This window comes from Nocardioides sp. CCNWLW216 (assembly GCF_037120545.1).
Classification (GTDB): Bacteria; Actinomycetota; Actinomycetes; order Propionibacteriales; family Nocardioidaceae; genus Nocardioides; species Nocardioides lianchengensis.
The window spans coordinates 192,353-209,998 of sequence record NZ_JBBBBJ010000006.1; the positions used below are offsets into that span (position 1 = coordinate 192,353).

At 71.9% G+C, this 17,646-nt stretch carries 16 protein-coding genes and 1 tRNA gene; 5 read left to right on the top strand and 12 right to left on the bottom strand.

What is annotated here, in order from left to right; genetic code table 11:
* Positions 1-16 precede the first annotated feature (16 nt).
* Genes thrB through argS form a run of 5 tightly spaced genes read right to left on the bottom strand, consistent with a single transcriptional unit; the run spans position 17 to position 6,352 of the window.
* Positions 17-922, bottom strand: coding sequence for a homoserine kinase (gene thrB, locus V7S47_RS15445; protein ID WP_336562387.1), 906 nt, complete (start codon positions 920-922; stop codon positions 17-19).
* Positions 919-2,004, bottom strand: coding sequence for a threonine synthase (thrC, locus tag V7S47_RS15450; RefSeq protein ID WP_090859529.1), 1,086 nt, complete (start codon positions 2,002-2,004; stop codon positions 919-921). The genes thrB and thrC overlap by 4 nt, the downstream gene beginning before the upstream one ends.
* Positions 2,001-3,296, bottom strand: coding sequence for a homoserine dehydrogenase (locus tag V7S47_RS15455; protein ID WP_336562388.1), 1,296 nt, complete (start codon positions 3,294-3,296; stop codon positions 2,001-2,003). The genes thrC and V7S47_RS15455 overlap by 4 nt, the downstream gene beginning before the upstream one ends.
* On the bottom strand, positions 3,296-4,693 hold the full coding sequence (gene lysA, locus V7S47_RS15460; RefSeq protein WP_336562390.1) for a diaminopimelate decarboxylase: 1,398 nt from the start codon (positions 4,691-4,693) through the stop codon (positions 3,296-3,298). The genes V7S47_RS15455 and lysA overlap by 1 nt, the downstream gene beginning before the upstream one ends.
* A 3-nt stretch (positions 4,694-4,696) precedes the next feature.
* Positions 4,697-6,352 (bottom strand): arginine--tRNA ligase, encoded by a 1,656-nt coding sequence (gene argS / locus V7S47_RS15465; protein ID WP_336562392.1) that lies wholly within the window; start codon positions 6,350-6,352, stop codon positions 4,697-4,699.
* A gap of 129 nt (positions 6,353-6,481) precedes the next feature.
* Between argS and V7S47_RS15470 the strand changes: the two genes are divergently transcribed.
* Positions 6,482-6,554 (top strand) — tRNA-Arg (locus V7S47_RS15470).
* A 59-nt stretch (positions 6,555-6,613) separates the two neighbouring features.
* Here the strand turns inward: V7S47_RS15470 and V7S47_RS15475 are convergent.
* Genes V7S47_RS15475 through V7S47_RS15485 form a run of 3 tightly spaced genes read right to left on the bottom strand, consistent with a single transcriptional unit; the run spans position 6,614 to position 8,777 of the window.
* Positions 6,614-7,300 carry an HNH endonuclease family protein gene (locus V7S47_RS15475; protein ID WP_336562393.1) on the bottom strand — a complete coding sequence of 229 codons (687 nt, stop codon included), beginning with the start codon at positions 7,298-7,300 and terminating at the stop codon, positions 6,614-6,616.
* The gene (locus tag V7S47_RS15480) at positions 7,294-8,193 is read right to left on the bottom strand and encodes an LCP family protein (protein ID WP_336562394.1); all 900 of its coding nucleotides are present in this window, start codon (positions 8,191-8,193) and stop codon (positions 7,294-7,296) included. The genes V7S47_RS15475 and V7S47_RS15480 overlap by 7 nt, the downstream gene beginning before the upstream one ends.
* Positions 8,190-8,777, bottom strand: coding sequence for a hypothetical protein (locus V7S47_RS15485; protein ID WP_336562395.1), 588 nt, complete (start codon positions 8,775-8,777; stop codon positions 8,190-8,192). Before V7S47_RS15485 ends, V7S47_RS15480 begins: the two co-directional genes overlap by 4 nt.
* A 234-nt stretch (positions 8,778-9,011) precedes the next feature.
* Here V7S47_RS15485 and V7S47_RS15490 point away from each other — a divergent pair, with 234 nt between their 5' ends.
* From V7S47_RS15490 to V7S47_RS15505, 4 genes are all read left to right on the top strand, one after another.
* The gene (locus tag V7S47_RS15490; RefSeq protein WP_336562397.1) at positions 9,012-12,770 is read left to right on the top strand and encodes a multifunctional oxoglutarate decarboxylase/oxoglutarate dehydrogenase thiamine pyrophosphate-binding subunit/dihydrolipoyllysine-residue succinyltransferase subunit; all 3,759 of its coding nucleotides are present in this window, start codon (positions 9,012-9,014) and stop codon (positions 12,768-12,770) included.
* Between the two features lie 28 nt (positions 12,771-12,798).
* Complete coding sequence (locus V7S47_RS15495) at positions 12,799-12,975, top strand: DUF6104 family protein (protein ID WP_090859545.1); 177 nt, start codon at positions 12,799-12,801, stop codon at positions 12,973-12,975.
* 156 nt (positions 12,976-13,131) lie between these two features.
* The gene (locus V7S47_RS15500; RefSeq protein WP_336562399.1) at positions 13,132-13,761 is read left to right on the top strand and encodes an acetoacetate decarboxylase family protein; all 630 of its coding nucleotides are present in this window, start codon (positions 13,132-13,134) and stop codon (positions 13,759-13,761) included.
* A 13-nt stretch (positions 13,762-13,774) separates the two neighbouring features.
* Complete coding sequence (locus V7S47_RS15505; protein ID WP_336562401.1) at positions 13,775-14,179, top strand: MmcQ/YjbR family DNA-binding protein; 405 nt, start codon at positions 13,775-13,777, stop codon at positions 14,177-14,179.
* Positions 14,180-14,378: 199 nt separating this feature from the next.
* Here V7S47_RS15505 and V7S47_RS15510 read toward each other — a convergent pair whose 3' ends face one another.
* From V7S47_RS15510 to V7S47_RS15525, 4 genes are all read right to left on the bottom strand, one after another.
* Positions 14,379-15,059, bottom strand: a complete 681-nt coding sequence (locus tag V7S47_RS15510) for a G5 domain-containing protein (protein ID WP_336562402.1) — start codon at positions 15,057-15,059, stop codon at positions 14,379-14,381.
* Positions 15,060-15,159: 100 nt separating this feature from the next.
* Complete coding sequence (locus V7S47_RS15515; protein ID WP_090859552.1) at positions 15,160-15,366, bottom strand: hypothetical protein; 207 nt, start codon at positions 15,364-15,366, stop codon at positions 15,160-15,162.
* An 11-nt stretch (positions 15,367-15,377) separates the two neighbouring features.
* A complete protein-coding gene (locus tag V7S47_RS15520) occupies positions 15,378-16,481 on the bottom strand; it encodes a fatty acid desaturase family protein (RefSeq protein ID WP_336562403.1) in 1,104 nt (367 codons plus the stop codon).
* Between the two features lie 23 nt (positions 16,482-16,504).
* Positions 16,505-17,581 carry a ferredoxin reductase gene (locus tag V7S47_RS15525; protein ID WP_336562405.1) on the bottom strand — a complete coding sequence of 359 codons (1,077 nt, stop codon included), beginning with the start codon at positions 17,579-17,581 and terminating at the stop codon, positions 16,505-16,507.
* Positions 17,582-17,646: the final 65 nt, after the last annotated feature.

Genomic DNA, 17,646 nt, shown 5'->3' on the forward strand with positions numbered 1-17,646 from the left:
GACCGCGCCACTCCCGCTAGTCCACCGTTGCGCCCCTCGTGTCGACGCGCAGCCGGTGCACCGCCCAGCCGTCCGGGCAGAGAGCCGCCAGGGCAGCGACCCCCGCCTCGTCGGCGGTGTCACAGAACGCCAGGACCGTCGGCCCCGCACCTGAGACGACCGCCGGGTGTCCGTCCGCGCGCAGGGCTCCGACCAGGTCGAGGGAGGCCGGCATCGCGGGCCGGCGATAGTCCTGGTGGAGGTAGTCGCGGGTGGCGACCAGCAGGTGCTCGGGACGGCCGGCCAGCGCCGCGACGAGCAGCGCGGCGCGGCCGGCGTCGGCGGCCGCGTCGGCGTGCGGCACCTCGGCGGGGAGCAGGCCGCGAGCCACCTCGGTCGAGACCGGATCGGCCGGGACGAACACCACGGCGCCGACGGCGGGGTGCACGGGCGAGCCGACGGCGTACCACTGGTCGGCCTCGCGGCCGGAGATCACGAACCCGCCGAGGAGCGCGGGCGCGACGTTGTCGGGGTGCCCCTCGAGGTCGGCCGCGAGCCGCAGCACGGCGTCGTCCTCGAGGCGGGCCGCGCCGTCGGCGACCAGCGCGCGGGCCAGCACCAGGCCGCCGACGATGGCGGCCGACGACGAACCCAGCCCCCGGGCGTGCGGGACCACGTTGTCGCAGGTCAGACGCAGCCCCGGGGGCTGCTCCCCCAGCGCGGCGAAGGCGGTGCGCATCGCCCGCACGACCAGGTGCGACCCGTCGAGGGGTACGGCGCCCGCGCCGGCCCCCCGCACCTCGACGACCAGCCCCTCGGCCAGCACCTCGCCCTCGAGCCGGTCGCGCAGGTCGAGCGCGAGGCCGAGCGAGTCGAAGCCGGGGCCGAGGTTGGCCGAGGTGGCCGGGACCGAGACCCGGACCGGACCCTCGACGAACGTCACCTCAGGCCGGCGGCCTCGGCCGCCGCGGTGACGTCGACGTCGACGACCGTGTCGACGAGCGGGCCGAAGCCCTCCAGCGCGGTCGCGGTGTCCTTCAGCCCGTGGCCGGTCACCGTGACGACCAGCTGCTTCCCGGCGTACGACGTGCCGCCGGCGAGCTGCTGCAGCAGACCCGCGACGCCCGCGGCGGAGGCCGGCTCGACGAAGACCCCGTCGTGGCAGGCCAGCTCGCGCTGGGCAGCCAGGATCTGGTCGTCGGTGACCGACTCGAACGAGCCACCGGACTCGTCGCGGGCCGCCTCGGCCAGCTTCCACGAGGCGGGGTTGCCGATCCGGATGGCCGTGGCGCGGGTCTCGGGGTCGGGGAACGGCTCGCCGGTGACCAGCGGCGCGGCGCCCTCGGCCTGGAAGCCGCGCATCACCGGCTTGCGGGTGGCCAGCCCGAGGTCGGCGTACTGCCCGTAGCCGAGCCAGTACGCCGAGATGTTGCCCGCGTTGCCGACCGGCAGCAGGTGGTAGTCGGGGGCGTCCCCGAGGAAGTCGCAGATCTCGAAGGCGGCGGTCTTCTGGCCCTCGAGCCGGACCGGGTTGACCGAGTTGACCAGCGCGACGGGGTAGTCCCAGGCCAGGCCCTTGGCCATCGCCAGGCAGTCGTCGAAGTTGCCGCGGACCATGATCACCTGGGCGCCGTGCAGGATCGCCTGGGCCATCTTGCCGGCCGCGATCTTGCCCTCGGGCACCAGCACGAGCGGCTTCAGCCCGGCCTTGGCGGCGTAGGCCGCCATCGACGCGGAGGTGTTGCCGGTGGAGGCGCAGACGACCGCCTCGGCCCCGTCGTGCTTGGCGACGCTGATCGCCGCGGTCATGCCGCGGTCCTTGAAGGAGCCGGTCGGGTTGTCGCCCTCGACCTTCAGCCACACCTCGCCCCGGGTCAGGCCGGAGAGCCACTCCGAGTGCACGAGCGCGGTGCCGCCCTCGCGCAGCGTGACGGCCGCGGTGCCCTCGGGGATCTCCAGCAGGTCGCGGTACTCCTCGATGACGCCACGCCACTGGTGGGTGCGGGCTCGGGTCGCGGTGCTCACTCTGCTTCTCCTTCGACGCGCATCACCGAGGTGACCTCGCGGACGATCTCCATGCCCCGCAGGTGCTCCACGGTGGCGCTGAGCTGGGCGTCGGTCGCCTCGTGGGAGACGACGACGAGCTGGGCGTCCAGGTCGCGGCCCTCCTGGCGCACCGTCTGGATGGACACGTCGTGCTCGGCGAACGCGAGCGCGACCTGGGCGAGCACGCCCGCGCGGTCGTCGACGTCGATGGCGACGTGGTAGCGGGTCCGGGTCTCCCCCATCGGCAGCACCGCGCGGTCGGCGTACGCCGACTCGCCGACGCCGCGGGTGCCGGCCCGGGCGTTGCGGGCCACGGTCACCAGGTCGCCGAGGACGGCGGAGGCGGTCGGCGAGCCACCGGCGCCGGGGCCGTAGAACATCAGCTGGCCGGCGGCCTCGGACTCGACGAAGACGGCGTTGTAGGCCTCGCGCACGCTGGCCAGCGGGTGGGACCGCGGGATCATCGCGGGGTGGACCCGGACGGCGACCGCGTCGTCCTTCAGCTCGCAGATCGCGAGCAGCTTGACCACCGCGCCCATGTCCTTGGCGGACTGCACGTCGGCCGCGGTGACCTCGGAGATGCCCTCGCGGTGCACGTCGGAGGCGGTGACCCGGGAGTGGAAGGCCAGCGAGGCCAGGATCGCGGCCTTCGCGGCGGCGTCGAAGCCCTCGACGTCGGCCGTCGGGTCGGCCTCGGCGTACCCGAGCTCCTGGGCCTCCTCCAGCGCCTCGGCGAACCCGCTGCCGGCGGTGTCCATCTTGTCGAGGATGAAGTTGGTGGTGCCGTTGACGATGCCGAGCACCCGGGTCACCTTGTCACCGGCGAGCGACTCGCGCAGCGGGCGCAGGATCGGGATGGCGCCGGCCACGGCGGCCTCGTAGTAGAGGTCGCGTCCGTGCTTCTCCGCGGCCTCGAACAGCGTCGGGCCGTCCTCGGCCAGCAGCGCCTTGTTGGCCGTCACGACGCTGGCGCCGTTCTCGAGCGCGGCCAGGATGAGGGTGCGGGCGGGCTCGATGCCGCCGATCACCTCGACCACCACGTCGATGTCGTCCCGGCTGACCAGCGCCAGCGCGTCGGTGGTCAGCAGCCCCTCGGGGACCTCGACCTCCCGCGGCGCGTCCAGGCGTCGTACGGCGACGCCCACCAGCTCGACCGGCGCCCCCACCCGGGCCTCGAGGTCGGCGGCCTGCTCATCGAGCAGCCGCACCACCTGGGACCCGACCGAGCCGCACCCCAGCACGGCGACCCTGAGGGCCTTGTCGCTCTCCATTACTGATCACCCATGTCCGTTGCCAACAGGTCGTCCTCAGTCTCGCGGCGTACGACGACGCGCGCGACCCCGTCCCGCACCGCGACGACCGGAGGACGCAGCGCGTGGTTGTAGTTGGAGGCCATCGACCGGCCGTACGCGCCAGTGCCCGGGACGGCCAGCAGGTCGCCCGGGGCGACGTCACCGGGCAGGAACTCGTCCTTGACCACGATGTCGCCGGCCTCGCAGTGCTTGCCGACCACCCGAGCCAGCACCGGCGGCGCGGTCGAGGTCCGCGAGGCGACGGTGCAGGAGTAGTCGGCGTCGTAGAGCGCGGTGCGGATGTTGTCGCTCATCCCGCCGTCGACGCTGATGTAGGTGCGTACCGCTCCCCCGTCGAGGCGGACCGGCTTCACGGTGCCGACGGTGTAGACGGTGCACATGGCCGGGCCGACGATCGCTCGGCCGGGCTCGATGGACAGCCGCGGCGCAGGGATGTCGAGGGCACGGCACTCGTGCTCCACGATCTTGGACAGCTCGGTCGCCAGCTGCGCCGGGTCCGACGGGTCGTCCTGGGTCGTGTAGGCGATGCCGAAGCCGCCGCCGAGGTCCATCTCGGGCATCGTCACGCCGAGCTCGTCGGAGACCCGCGCGTGCAGGGCGAGGACCCGGCGGGCGGCGACCTCGAATCCGGAGGAGTCGAAGATCTGGCTGCCGATGTGGGAGTGCAGGCCGAGCAGCTCCAGGCCGGGAGCGACCTGGACCTGGCGGACCGCCTCGAAGGCGTCGCCGGAGGTGATCGAGAAACCGAACTTCTGGTCCTCGTGGGCGGTGGCGATGTACTCGTGCGTGTGGGCCTCGACGCCGGCGGTGACCCGGACCATCACCCGGGCACTGAGGCCGGTGTCGGCGACGATCATGGCCAGCCGCTCGATCTCGACGTAGGAGTCGACGACGATCCGCCCCACGCCGGCCGCGACGGCGCGACGCAGCTCGGTCACGGTCTTGTTGTTGCCGTGGTAGCCGATCCTGGCCGGGTCGAAGCCGGCCCGCAGCGCGACGGTCAGCTCGCCGTTGGAGCAGACGTCGAGGCTCAGCCCCTCCTCCTTGACCCAGGCCGCGACCGCGGTGCAGAGGAAGGCCTTGCCGGCGTAGAAGACGTCGTACGCCGAGAACGCGTCGCGGAAGGCGCGCGCCCGGGCCCGGAAGTCGGCCTCGTCGAGGACGTACGCCGGGGTGTTGTGCTCGGCGACCAGGTCGGCCACCGCGAGGCCCCCGACGTGCAGCTCGCCGTCGACCTTCTGCGCGGTGGTCGACCACAGGTGCGGGACGAGGTCGTTGGGATCGGCGGGCTCGCGGAGCCAGGACGGTCCGCGGAGGGCGCCGGGCGCGTGGGCCCAGCCGGCTTCGTGGCTCATGCCTTACATCCGCTCCGGGGCGCTCACGCCGAGCAGCTCGAGGCCGTTGGCGAACACGACCCGGGTCGCAGCCACCAGGGCCAGCCGGGCGCGGTGCAGGTCGTTCGGCTCCTCGTCGCCCATCGGCAGCACCCGGCAGTTGTCGTAGAAGCGGTGGTAGATGCCGGCGGTGTCCTCGAGGTAGCGGGCGACCCGGTGCGGCTCGCGCAGCTCGGCGGCGCTGGCGACGACCCGCGGGAGCTCGGCGAGGGCGCGGAGCAGCTCGCCCTCCTTCTCGTGGGTGAGCAGCTCCATCGCGGTGCCCGGCTCCAGGCCGAGGTCGGCGGCGTTGCGCAGGATCGAGGAGACCCGGGCGTGGACGTACTGGACGTAGTAGACCGGGTTGGCGCTCTCGGCCTTCGTCCACAGGTCGAGGTCCAGGTCGATGTTGGAGTCGGAGCTGTAGCGCGCCAGGGCGTAGCGGGCCGCGTCCTTGCCGATCGCGCCGACCAGGTCCTCCAGCGTGATGACCGTGCCGGCCCGCTTGGACATCCGGACCGGCTCGCCGTCCTGGAGGAGGTTGACCATCTGGCCGATCAGGATCTCGAGGTTCTGGCCGGGTACGTCGCCGAACGCCGCGCACATGGCGTTCATCCGGCCGACGTACCCGTGGTGGTCGGCGCCGAGCATGATCAGGCAGCGGTCGAAGCCCCGCTCGCGCTTGTCGAGGTAGTAGGCAAGGTCGCCGGAGATGTAGGCGCCGTTGCCGTCGGACTTGATGATCACCCGGTCCTTGTCGTCACCGAACTTCTCGGTGCGCAGCCACAGGGCGCCGTCGGACTCGTAGGTGTTGCCCATCTCGGTGAGCCGCGCGATCGCCCGGTCGACCGCGCCGCTCTTGTGCAGGTCGTCCTCGTGGAAGTAGACGTCGAAGTCGACGCCGAACTCGTGCAGGCTCTGCTTGATCTCGCCGAACATCATGTCGACGCCGACCGCCCGGAAGACCTCCTGGGCCTGGTCGTCGGCGAGGTCCTTCACGTCGGGGCGCTGCGCGACCACGGCCGCGGCGATGTCGTGGATGTACTGGCCGCCGTACCCGTCCTCGGGAGCGGGCTCGCCCTTCGCGCTGGCCAGCAGCGACCGGCTGAACCGGTCGATCTGGGCACCGTGGTCGTTGAAGTAGTACTCGCGGGTGACCTCGGCGCCGGTCAGGGTGAAGATCCGGCCGAGCGCGTCGCCGACGGCCGCCCAGCGCACCCCGCCGATGTGGATCGGGCCGGTCGGGTTGGCGGAGACGAACTCCAGGTTGATCTTCTCGCCGGCGAAGGCGTCGTTGGCGCCGTAGCGCTCGCCGGCGGCGAGGACGTCGAGGGCGACCTGGCCCTGGGCCCCGGCCTCGACGGTGATGTTGAGGAAGCCCGGACCGGCGATCTCGACGTCGCCGATGCCAGCCGTCGCGGTCAGCCGGGCAGCGACCAGCTCGGCCAGGGCACGCGGGTTGGTGCCCGCCTTCTTGGCCAGCTGGAGCGCGACGTTGGTGGCGTAGTCGCCGTGACCCTTCTGCCGGGGTCGCTCCACCGTCACGCTGGCCGGGACGCCGTCCGGGAGGGCGAGCGCGCCCTCGTCGGTCAGGGTCGTCAGGACGTCGACGATCGCGGTGGAGAGCTGCTCGGGAGTCACCGACCCAGCGTATCGGCGCAGCGACGCACGCCCCGCATCGATATCGGCGGTGGGACGCGCGGGCCGATTGCACGTCGCCCGCGCTGCGGTTGTAGGGTTCACAACCGCACCGGCTTGGCCGGTGCACGCGCCTCCGTAGCTCAGGGGATAGAGCACTGGTTTCCGGTACCAGGTGCCGCAGGTTCGAATCCTGCCGGGGGCACGCGTCGATCGAGGCCCCGTCCCGCTGTTGCGGGACGGGGCCTCGTCCTTTCCTGGGACTCAGCAGCTGCCGAGCATCTCCCGCAGCGCCGCGATCTCGCTGCGGTCGGCCGACAGCGACCAGGCGGTCTTCACCGCGATCCAGTGCGCGGCGTACGCGCACTGCCGGGCCCGGCGCGGGCGCCAGGCGGCGGGGTCGTCGTCGGACTTGGCGGCGTTGGTCGGACCGTCCGCGGCCTGCAGGACCGCGAGGTCGTTCGCGAACGCGCGACGCCGCTCGTCGGTCCACGAGTCGGCACCCGAGCGCCAGGCCTCCGCGAGCGGGACGACGTGGTCGATCTGGACGGCCTGGGCCTGCACGGGGTCCTTCAGGTCGTCGAGGACCAGGGTCCGACCGGTGGAGGGATCGATCCAGGTGCCGGCCAGGACGTCGTGGTCGCAGCGACCCTGCTGCGCGACCACGGTCGACCCGGCGACCGCGTCGCGCAGCAGCACGTCGTCGCGCTGGTTGCAGCCGTTGCCGTCCGTGTCGGCCCAGGCCGAGCCGAACGCGTCGCGGTCGTACGACGCCACCGCGGGCGATCGGTCCGCCAGCCGGAGCCCGTCCAGCGCCCGGGTCGCCTCCGCTGCCGACAGCACGGCGAGCGGGGTCGGGCCCGCGGGCGCCGGCGCCGGGTCCGCCTCCGTGACCTCGCAGCCGGTGAGTGCCGCCACCGCGGCGAGCCCGGCGACGGCCCGCCTCAGCACCGCTTGATCGTCGCGTCCCGGCGCGCGTCGTCGCCGTAGCGGCGGGCGGCGGCGACGTTCGGGATGACCACGCTGGCGCCCCCGATGTTGCCGATGCCGCCGGGCAGCACGCAGGTGGTGATCCGACGCGGCTCGACCTGGGCGATCGCCTGGGCGAGCCGGTAGAGCTCGGCCGGCCCCAGGTCGGTGTGCAGGTGCCGCATCACCGACACCACGCCCCGCTCCACGAAGCCGGGCCGGTCGGCGCGGGCGCGGATCGCGGCACCGATGCCGCGCAGCACCCGCTGCTGGTTGGCCGAGCGGTCGAAGTCTCCGCCCGGGAGGCTCTTGCGGATCCGGGCGAAGGCGTGGGCCTGGTAGCCGTCGAGCCGGATCCGCCCGGCCTTGAACCCCTTCTTCTTGAGGTACTGGTCGGAGAAGGCGCGCGGGTTGCGCACCTCGATGCCGCCGATGTCGTTGACCATCCGCTCGAAGAACTCGAAGCGGGTCACGAAGACGTAGTCCGGCTGCACGCCGACGAGGTTGCCGACGGTCCGGCCCAGCAGCTGGGGCCCGCCGAAGGTGAGCGCGGCGTTGACCCGGCTGGAGCCGTGCCCCGGGATCGGGACCCACGAGTCGCGCGGGATGCCGATCGCGGTCGCGGCCCCGGTGCGGGTGTTCAGGCCGATCAGCTGCAGCGCGTCGCCGCGCGAGCGGAGCATCGACTCCCCCGGCCGCGCGTCCGACCCCACGGCCAGGATCCAGACGACCCCGGGCGAGACCGACAGCCCCGCGGACCGGTCGACCTTGACCAGCGCCACCTGCTCGGCCCGCGGGGCCGAGTCGGGGACGACGACCGCGGCCACCGCCAGCACGAGTCCCAGGGACAGCAGTCGCTTGAGCACGCGGTTCATCGGGTCCTCCCCTGGCCGGCCTCGCTCGCCGACACGTCGTAGCCGAACACCTTCCATCCCCGGCCGCCGCCCTTGGTGAGGAACAGCCGGCCCTGCACGGTCTCGGTCCGGGCCACCTCCCCGGTCGTGGTGAAGGTGAGCGAGACCCGCGCGGTCACGGCCGCCGCCTTGCGCCGCACGGCGAGCACGTCGAGGGCCACAGCGCGGCGGCGCACGGTCACCGCCGTGATCCGTCCGCCGATGTCGACGTTGGTCATCACCTTCAGGTCCCGCCGTACGTCGCGGCGCGCGCCGGCGGTGAATCCTGCGAAGGCGTCGCCCACCGTACGGCGCGGCCAGGTGCCACCGACGTAGGCGCCGTCGAACCAGGCGTCGACGATCGGCACCACCTGCCGCAGCAGCGTCTCGCGGGTCGTCCGCGAGATCCGGGTGCCCTCGACCTGGCCGATCCGGGCGTTGGTCGCCGGAGCCGTCGGCTCCGCGGGCGCCGGCGCGGACGACGCGGACTGGCTCGCCGGCGGCTCCTCGCCGCCCCCGCTGTCGTCGTCGCCGCTGCAGGACGTGGTCGCCAGGACGAGTGCCACGGCCAGTGCGGCCGTGCCTCGGGCCCGTCGCCGGACTGTCGTCGTTCTCGCCGTCATCGTCGGCATCATCCTCAAGGACTCCCCATTTCGTCCGATTGAGTGAGGTGTGGTGCGGATCGCATTCACACCCTGCCCGAATGCTGCCCCTGACCTCGGCATTTGCCCGGGCGGGGGCTAGCCTGGAACACCGGAAACCCATCCAAGTCGCGCGCATCGGAAGAGGCGAAGCAAGTCGTGCCGCAGCCCTCAGGCAGCCAGTCCACCCACTCCACCACCGCAGGCCCGCCTGACGACGACTTCGGGGCCAACGAGTGGCTCGTGGAGGAGATGTACGAGCAGTACAAGCTGGATCCCGGGAGCGTCGACGCGCGGTGGGTGTCGTACTTCAAGGACGGTCACGACGGCGGTACGACGACCAACGGGTCGGCACCCGCCCAGACCGCGGCGAAGGCCGAGCCCGCGAAGGCCGCTCCTGCGAAGGCTGCGCCGGCCCAGGCGGAGTCGAAGCCCGCCGAGGCCAAGGCCGCCGCGAGCAAGCCCGCGCCGGTCGCCAAGCCGCGCCCCGACGCCAAGGCCGCCGAGCCGGCCAAGGGCACCTCCGCCCCGGTGCCGAAGGAGTCCCCGAAGGCCGAGCCGGCCGCGGCGAGCGACCAGCCGACCTACACCGTCCTCCGCGGGGCGCCGGCCCGCACCGCGGCCAACATGGACGCCTCGCTGGAGGTGCCGACCGCCACCTCGGTGCGCACGGTCCCCGTGAAGCTGCTGTGGGACAACCGCATCGTCATCAACAGCCACCTCGCCCGGGCCCGCGGTGGCAAGGTCTCGTTCACCCACCTGATCGGCTACGCGCTGGTCAAGGCCGTCCGGTCGATGCCCGAGATGAACAACGGCTTCGACGTCGTCGACGGCAAGCCCAACCTGATCACCCCGGCGCACATCAACCTCGGGCTCGCGATCGACGTACCGAAGCCCGACGGCTCGCGCCAGCTGCTCGTCCCGAGCATCAAGGCGGCCGAGGGCATGGACTTCGCCGGCTTCTGGACCGCCTACGAGGAGATCGTCCGCAAGGCCCGCGACGGCAAGCTCGGCGTCGTCGACTTCCAGGGCACCTCGATCTCGCTGACCAACCCCGGCGGCATCGGCACCACCCACTCCGTGCCGCGGCTGATGAAGGGCCAGGGCGCGATCATCGGCGTGGGCTCGATGGAGTTCCCGGCCGAGTGGCAGGGCGCCTCGCCGGAGGCGATCGCCCGCAACGGCATCTCGAAGGTCATGACGCTGACCTCGACGTACGACCACCGGGTCATCCAGGGCGCCCAGTCCGGCGAGTTCCTCAAGCGCGTGCACCAGCTGCTGCTCGGTGCCGACGGGTTCTACGACGAGATCTTCCGCTCGCTGCGCATCCCCTACGAGCCGATCCGCTGGAACGCCGACATCTCGACGTCCCACGACGACGACATCAGCAAGCAGGCCCGGATCCTCGAGCTGATCCACGCCTACCGGGTGCGCGGCCACATGATGGCCGACACCGACCCGCTGGAGTACCGCCAGCGCAGCCACCCCGACCTCGAGGTGGAGTCGCACGGCCTGACCCTGTGGGACCTCGACCGCGAGTTCGCCACCGGCTCGTTCGGCGGCGAGGGCCGGCGGTTCATGAAGCTGCGGGACATCCTGAAGATCCTGCGCGACTCCTACTGCCGCACGACCGGCATCGAGTACATGCACATCATGGACCCCGAGCAGCGCCGCTGGATCCAGGAGCGCGTCGAGCAGCCGCACACCAAGACGCCCCGCGAGGAGCAGCTGCGGATCCTGCTCAAGCTCAACCAGGCCGAGGCCTTCGAGACCTTCCTGCAGACCAAGTTCGTCGGCCAGAAGCGCTTCTCCCTCGAGGGCGGCGAGACCACGGTCCCCGTCCTCGACGAGATCTGCGAGGCCGCGGCCGAGGCCAACCTCGACGAGGTCGCGATCGGCATGGCCCACCGAGGCCGGCTCAACGTGCTGGCCAACATCGTCGGCAAGAAGTACTCCCAGATCTTCCGCGAGTTCGAGGGCAACATCGACCCGCGCACGGTCCAGGGCTCCGGCGACGTGAAGTACCACCTCGGCGCCGAGGGCGAGTTCGTCGCCGAGGCCGGCGACACGATCAAGGTCTCGGTCGCCGCGAACCCGTCCCACCTCGAGGCCGTCGACCCGGTCCTCGAGGGCATCGCCCGCGCCAAGCAGGACGTGCTCAACCGGGGCGCCGAGTACCCCGTCCTCCCCCTCCTCGTGCACGGCGACGCCGCGTTCGCGGGCCAGGGCGTGGTGGCCGAGACGCTCAACCTGAGCCAGCTGCGCGGCTACCGCACCGGCGGCACCATCCACGTGGTCGTCAACAACCAGGTCGGCTTCACCACCTCCCCCGGCTCCTCCCGCTCGTCGCTCTACTGCACCGACGTCGCGCGGATGGTCCAGGCGCCGATCTTCCACGTCAACGGCGACGACCCGGAGGCGTGCATCCGCGTCGCGCGGCTCGCGTTCGAGTACCGCCAGGCGTTCAACAAGGACGTCGTCATCGACCTGGTCTGCTACCGCCGCCGCGGTCACAACGAGGGCGACGACCCGTCGTACACGCAGCCGCTGATGTACGACCTCATCGAGCAGAAGCGCTCGGTCCGCAAGCTCTACACCGAGTCCCTGATCGGTCGTGGCGACATCACGATCGAGGAGGCCGAGCAGGTGCTGCGCGACTACCAGCAGCAGCTGGAGCGGGTCTTCACCGAGGTCCGCGAGGCCAGCACCCAGCCGTCGGAGTGGACCACCGTCCCGGACTACCCCGAGAAGTCGGTCGGCGAGACCGACACCGCCGTCCCGCTCGAGTACCTCAAGCGGATCTCGGACGCCTACGTCACGCCGCCCGACGGCTTCACGGTGCACCCCAAGGTGATGCCGCAGCTGCAGCGCCGGGCCACCGCGATCACCGAGGGCCCCATCGACTGGGGCACCGGGGAGATCCTCGCCTTCGGCTCGCTGCTCATGGAGGGCCGACCGGTCCGCCTGGCCGGCCAGGACTCGCGGCGCGGCACCTTCGTGTCGCGGTTCGGCACCATCATCGACCGCACCAACGCCGACGAGTGGACGCCGCTGGCCTCGCTGACCGAGGACCAGGCGAAGTTCTACATCTACGACTCGCTGCTCTCCGAGTACGCCGCCCTCGGCTTCGAGTACGGCTACTCCGTGGCCCGACCCGACGCGCTGGTGCTGTGGGAGGCGCAGTTCGGCGACTTCGTCAACGGCGCCCAGACGGTCATCGACGAGTTCATCACCGCGGGCGAGAGCAAGTGGCGCCAGCAGTCCGGCGTCGTCCTGTTGCTGCCGCACGGCTACGAGGGCCAGGGTGCCGACCACTCGTCGGCGCGGATCGAGCGGTTCCTGCAGATGGCCGCCGACGAGGCCCTGGTGATCGCCCAGCCGAGCACGCCGGCGTCGTACTTCCACCTGCTGCGCCAGCACTCGCTCGGCGAGGAGCACCGGCCGCTGATCGTCTTCACGCCGAAGTCGATGCTCAAGCGCAAGGAGGCCGCCTCCCAGCCCGACGACTTCACCTCCGGCTCGTTCAAGGCCTTCGTGCCCGACGCGACGGCGGACGCGGAGAAGGTCGACACGCTGCTGCTGTGCTCGGGTCGCGTCACCTGGGACCTGATGGTCGAGCGGGCCAAGCGCGAGGACAGCGAGCGCTTCGCCATCGGCCGCGTCGAGCAGCTCTACCCGCGTCCGATCGACGCCATCAGGGCCGAGATCGCCCGCTACCCGCACCTCAAGCAGGTCCGATGGGTGCAGGACGAGCCGCTCAACATGGGCCCGTGGCCGCACTACGCCCTAAACGTCTGGCCCGAGGTCGACGCCCAGGTCGTGCCGGTCACCCGGCCCGAGGGGTCCTCCCCCGCGGTCGGCACGGTCAAGCGGCACCAGGCGGAGCAGAAGGAGCTCATGGAGCGGGCCTTCGCCTGACGGCGTTCGCCGGTCGACGGGAGAGCAGATGTACTTCACCGATCGCGGGATCGAGGAGCTGCAGAAGCGCCGGGGTGACGAGGAGGTCACCCTGGAGTGGCTGGGTGACCAGCTGCAGGCCTTCACCGACGCCCACCCGGAGTTCGAGACCGCCGTCGAGCGGTTCGCGACCTGGCTGGCGCGTCTGGACGATCCCGAGGACTAGGACGCGGCAGCGGACCAGTCCATCGGTGGTCGAGCGAGCGCTCTGACTGAGCCTGCGAAGTCAGAAGGCGCGTGTCGAGACCCATCTGGTCTCGCGGACCCACCCATCAGCACGGCCCGGCGACGACTGTCGCCGGGCCGTTCTACTGTGTCGGCCATGACCAGCCCCGCTGATCCGTCGTACGACGTGGACTACCCCGCCGCCCCGTGGGACATGGTGGGCCAGCTCTGGCTCTCGCTGTTCCGGGTCCGCGGGGCCGTGGACGCGCTGCGACCGGCGGGGGTCTACGGGGTCGCGTTCGTCTCCTACGAGGAGGGCAGCCCGCTCACCTACTCCGAGCTCCTGGTCGCGCGGCCGGTGCAGGAGGACGGGCTGAAGGCGGTCTCGATCACCGACATCTGGGTCGACTCCCCCGCGTCGGTCGCGGGCGGGCGGGAGCTCTGGGCGATCCCCAAGGAGCTGTGCGACTTCCGGCTGGAGTCGTCCTACCGCGGCCCGCTGTCGCGGACCGAGTGGACGGCGAGCGCCGAGCGGCGGCCGATCGCCCGGGCCGAGTTCACCGACGTGTCGCGGATCGCCGTACGGATCCCGTTCAAGGGCGCCACCTGGCAGCCGCCGATCGACGACCACACGAGCCCGGTCACGGCCGCCCTCACCGGCTCGGCGAAGGCGCTGCCCTGCCGGGGTCGGTGGGAGTTCGCGCCCGACGGCCCGCTGGGCTGGCTCGCCGACGCCCGCCAGCTCGCCTCCTTCCGCCAGGCCGGCTTCCGGATGTCCTTCGCCTGACGGCGACCGCGCCGTGCCCCGCCGGATCGAGCCCGCCGCCGACGTCGTACGACGGGTCGCGACGACCGCGACCGCCCTCCCGGAGGCCTACGAGGAGGACGCCTGGACCGGCGTGCGCTGGCGGATCCGCACCAAGACCTTCGCGCACGTGATGGTGGCGCAGGAGGGCTACGAGTCGTCGTACCGGGACATCACCGGGGACCCGACGCCGCGGACCGTGCTGACCTTCCACTCCGTCGGCGACGAGCTGCTCGCCCTGACCCACGCCGGGCTGCCGTTCTACAAGCCCCCGTGGTCCGGCTCGATCGTCGGGCTGGTGCTCGACGACGGCACCGACTGGGACGAGGTGGCCGAGCTGGTCACCGACTCCTACCGGCTGTGCGCACCGAAGTTCCTGGTGCGCCGGCTGGACGGCTGAGCTGGTCGAGGCCAGTGCCCACGGGCGATCGGGCGGTGCGTGGTCCACCCTTCTCGCCTTCGACCCAGTGGATCGGTCACCGCCGGAACGGCGCGTCGCGAAGGCCTGCCGACACGGCGGTGACTGACCCACCGTTCGGCCGCGGCGAAGGGTGGACAACCCACCGCCCCGCGGTCGGAGGGCGAGAGCGTGCGACGGATCAGTCGCAGCCGAAGCCGTCCCCGTCGCGGTCGAGGTCGTAGATGTCGGACCCGACCACCTCGACGACGCCGTAGACGTAGCCAGGGCCGTCGCCGCTGCCTCCCCCGCAGTCGACGTCACTCGCGACCGGGACGCAGGCGCCCGCGTAGTTGGAGTCGCAGCTCGACTCCGGCTCGGGGGGCTCTTCGTAGGTGCCGCGCAGGACGATCCGCGGCTCGGGCGCGCGCTTGACCACCTTCCGCAGGACGCGGCGCGCGACCTCGACACCGTCCACGAGTCGTACCCGGATGACCCTCACCTGGACCCCGGCGCGACCGGGCTGCGCCACCTCCTTGACCCCGAGGTCGAGGTCGTCGGTCTCGCGAATCTCCTTGCCGAAGGGGATCTCCACGGGCTCGCGAACGGTCTCGAAAGTGACGATCGGGGGCGCGCTCGTCTCTGCCGCCGGCTCTGCCGCCGGCTCTGCCGCCGGCTCTGCCGCCGGCTCTGCCGCCGGCTCGACCTCCGGCTCGACCTCCGGCTCGCCGGACTTGTCGGTCTCCGCGCCCGACGACTTCGACGGACCCGCCGTCCCGGCCTCCGCGGAGCAACCGGCCAGCGCGAACGCCAGCAGGGCCGCGATCACGCCCAGTACTCGTACGACGGTGTTGCCCATGACGCCCCCTGTGATGTCGGTCACCGGACCGTAGGGGTCGCCCGGCACGCCCGGGGGCATTTCGTCCCGATCGGGCGCCGCTGGTCTACACCTGTCAGGGCTGACCTGGCAGGTCGAGCCTGGCTCAGTCCTCCCCGTGCTCCGCCGACGCCCGGCGGGCGGACTCCCGGATCTCGAAGACCTCGGTGGCGAACCCTCCGACGGCGGAGGCGACGTCGCGGACGGCGCCGGTGATGATGGAGGTCACCTGGCCGACGGTCGAGGCTGCGGCCTCGACCGTGCCCTGCACGGCGTCCTTGCGGATCTCGGCCTTGCTCAGGTGGTCGCTCATGGGCACCAGTGTCATGCGGCGGCGGGCTCCGCGACAACGGGGGCGGCGGTGCGAGACCGGTCACGTCGGTCGGGCAGGGCGAGGCGACAGATCTTCTTCGCCACGCTGCCGAGCTGCCGGCCGAGGGAGCCGGTGTTGTAGGGCAGGCCGTAGCGGTCGCAGATCTCGCGGACCTCGGTGGCGATCTCCGGGTAGCGGCGGGCCGGCAGGTCCGGGAAGAGGTGGTGCTCGATCTGGTGCGAGAGGTTGCCGGTCAGGACGTGGAACAGCCTGCTGCCCGTGATGTTGGCCGAGCCGAGCAGCTGACGGTAGTACCAGTGGCCGCGGGTCTCGTCCTCGCACTCGTCGGCGGAGAAAGTCGCGACGCCGGCCGGGAAGTGGCCGCAGAAGATGATGTTGAAGGCCCACACGTTGCGCACCAGGTTGGCGGTCGCGTTGCCGGCGAGGGTGAGCGGGAACAGCGGCCCGGTCAGGGCTGGGAAGAGCACGTAGTCCTTCAGCGCCTGGCGCTTCACCTTGCGCATGATCCCGGCGTGCAGGGCGGCGTTCTCCGAGACCTTCCGGCGCCCGGCGACGATGTTCTCGACCTCCAGGTCGTGCATCGCCACGCCCCACTCGAAGAACACCATCAGCAGGAAGGCGTAGACCGGGTTGCCGAGGTAGTAGGGGTGCCAGGGCTGGTCGTCGTCCATGCGCAGCACGCCGTACCCGATGTCGCGGTCCTTGCCGAGGATATTCGTGTAGGTGTGGTGGAGGTAGTTGTGGGAGTTCTTCCACTGCTCGGACGGACAGACGTTGTCCCACTCGTACATCCGGGAGTTCAGGCTCGGGTCGCCCATCCAGTCGTACTGGCCGTGCATGACGTTGTGGCCGATCTCCATGTTGTCGAGGATCTTGGAGACGCTCAGCGCCGCGACGGCGAGCGGCCACGCGGGCGGCAGGTAGAACAGCGCGCGGCCAGCGACCTCGAAGGCCCGCTGAGCCCTCACCACGTCGCGGATGTACGACGCGTCGGCCTCGCCGAGGTCGGCCAGGACCCGCTGGCGGATGGCGTCGAGCTCGTCGCCGAACTCGTCGAGCTGCTCGGCGGTCAGGGTGGTGCGGTTGGTCTTCACGGTTCCTCCTCAGAGGTCGACGGTCAGAGGTCGACGGTGCAGTCGCCCACGGGGGCGGAGACGCAGATCCGGACGTCCTCGTCGGGCAGCGAGGACTCCTCGCCGCTCACGACGTCGCGGACCGTTCCTTCGGTCTTGCGGGACACGCAGGAGAAGCAGATGCCCATCCGGCAGCCCGACGCAGGCCTGAGCCCGGCGGCCTCGGCCTGCTGGAGCAGCGGTGCGCCGGAGTTGGGCAGGGTGCGCCCGGAGCGGGCGAAGACGACCTCGCCGCCGCTCGCGCCGGTCGAGACCCGGGGCGGGCGGAACCACTCGGTCCGCAGCGCGTCCGACCCGTCGTACGACGCCAGGACCGCCTCCATCAGCGGCGCCGGCCCGCAGGCCCAGGTGGGCACGTCGCGGTAGCCGGGCACCAGCCGCTCGAGGTACGCCGGGGACAGGTTCGGGTCTCCGTGCTCGGGGTGCAGCAGGTGCACGTCGACCCCGTGGCCGGAGCGGCGCACCTCGTCGAGCTCGGCGGCGAAGATCAGGTGCGCGGGACTCTGCGCGTAGTGCAGGAAGGTGATCCGACCGCGGTGCGTACGCCGCTGCAGCGAGCGCAGCATCGACATCACCGGGGTGATCCCCGAGCCGCCGGAGATCATCACGACGTGCTCAGGCACCCGGTCGGGCAGCACGAACTCCCCCTGGGCCTGCGAGAGGTGCAGCATGGTGCCGGGGCCGGCCTGCTCGACCAGCCACCGGGAGACGACTCCCCCGGGGTTGGCCCGCAGGGTGATGGTGAAGCGCTCGCCGGGTCGGGAGTCGGAGCTGGAGATCGTGAACACCCGCGTCGTACGACGGGCGCCCTCGACCTCGACGCCGACCTGGACGTGCTGGCCGGCGCGGTGGCCGCGCCAGGTGGCGGTGGGCTGGAGGGTCAGGGTGGCGACGGGCGGGTGGCCGGGCAGGTCGACCTCGCGGGTGACGTCGACGATCCGGGCCCGGACCTCGTGGGCCGCCCACATCGGGTTCACCAGCTCCAGGTAGCGGTCCACGCCGTGCGGCGAGGTGAGCGCGGCCAGGGTCCGGGAGCGGAGGACGGTGTCGACGACGCTCATCGGAGCTCCTTCCGAGAGTTTGGGTGTACGTGTGTACACCCAAACTCTCGCCGGGACGCGCGACG

Bases quoted from the DNA above. Each gene is read 5' to 3' on its own strand.
- lysA (WP_336562390.1), bottom strand. From the start codon at position 4,693: ATGAGCCACGAAGCCGGCTGGGCCCACGCGCCCGGCGCCCTCCGCGGA.
- V7S47_RS15515 (WP_090859552.1), bottom strand. From the start codon at position 15,366: ATGAGCGACCACCTGAGCAAGGCCGAGATCCGCAAGGACGCCGTGCAG.
- V7S47_RS15500 (WP_336562399.1), top strand. From the start codon at position 13,132: ATGACCAGCCCCGCTGATCCGTCGTACGACGTGGACTACCCCGCCGCC.
- V7S47_RS15455 (WP_336562388.1), bottom strand. From the start codon at position 3,296: ATGGAGAGCGACAAGGCCCTCAGGGTCGCCGTGCTGGGGTGCGGCTCG.
- V7S47_RS15480 (WP_336562394.1), bottom strand. From the start codon at position 8,193: ATGAACCGCGTGCTCAAGCGACTGCTGTCCCTGGGACTCGTGCTGGCG.
- V7S47_RS15495 (WP_090859545.1), top strand. From the start codon at position 12,799: ATGTACTTCACCGATCGCGGGATCGAGGAGCTGCAGAAGCGCCGGGGT.
- V7S47_RS15525 (WP_336562405.1), bottom strand. From the start codon at position 17,581: ATGAGCGTCGTCGACACCGTCCTCCGCTCCCGGACCCTGGCCGCGCTC.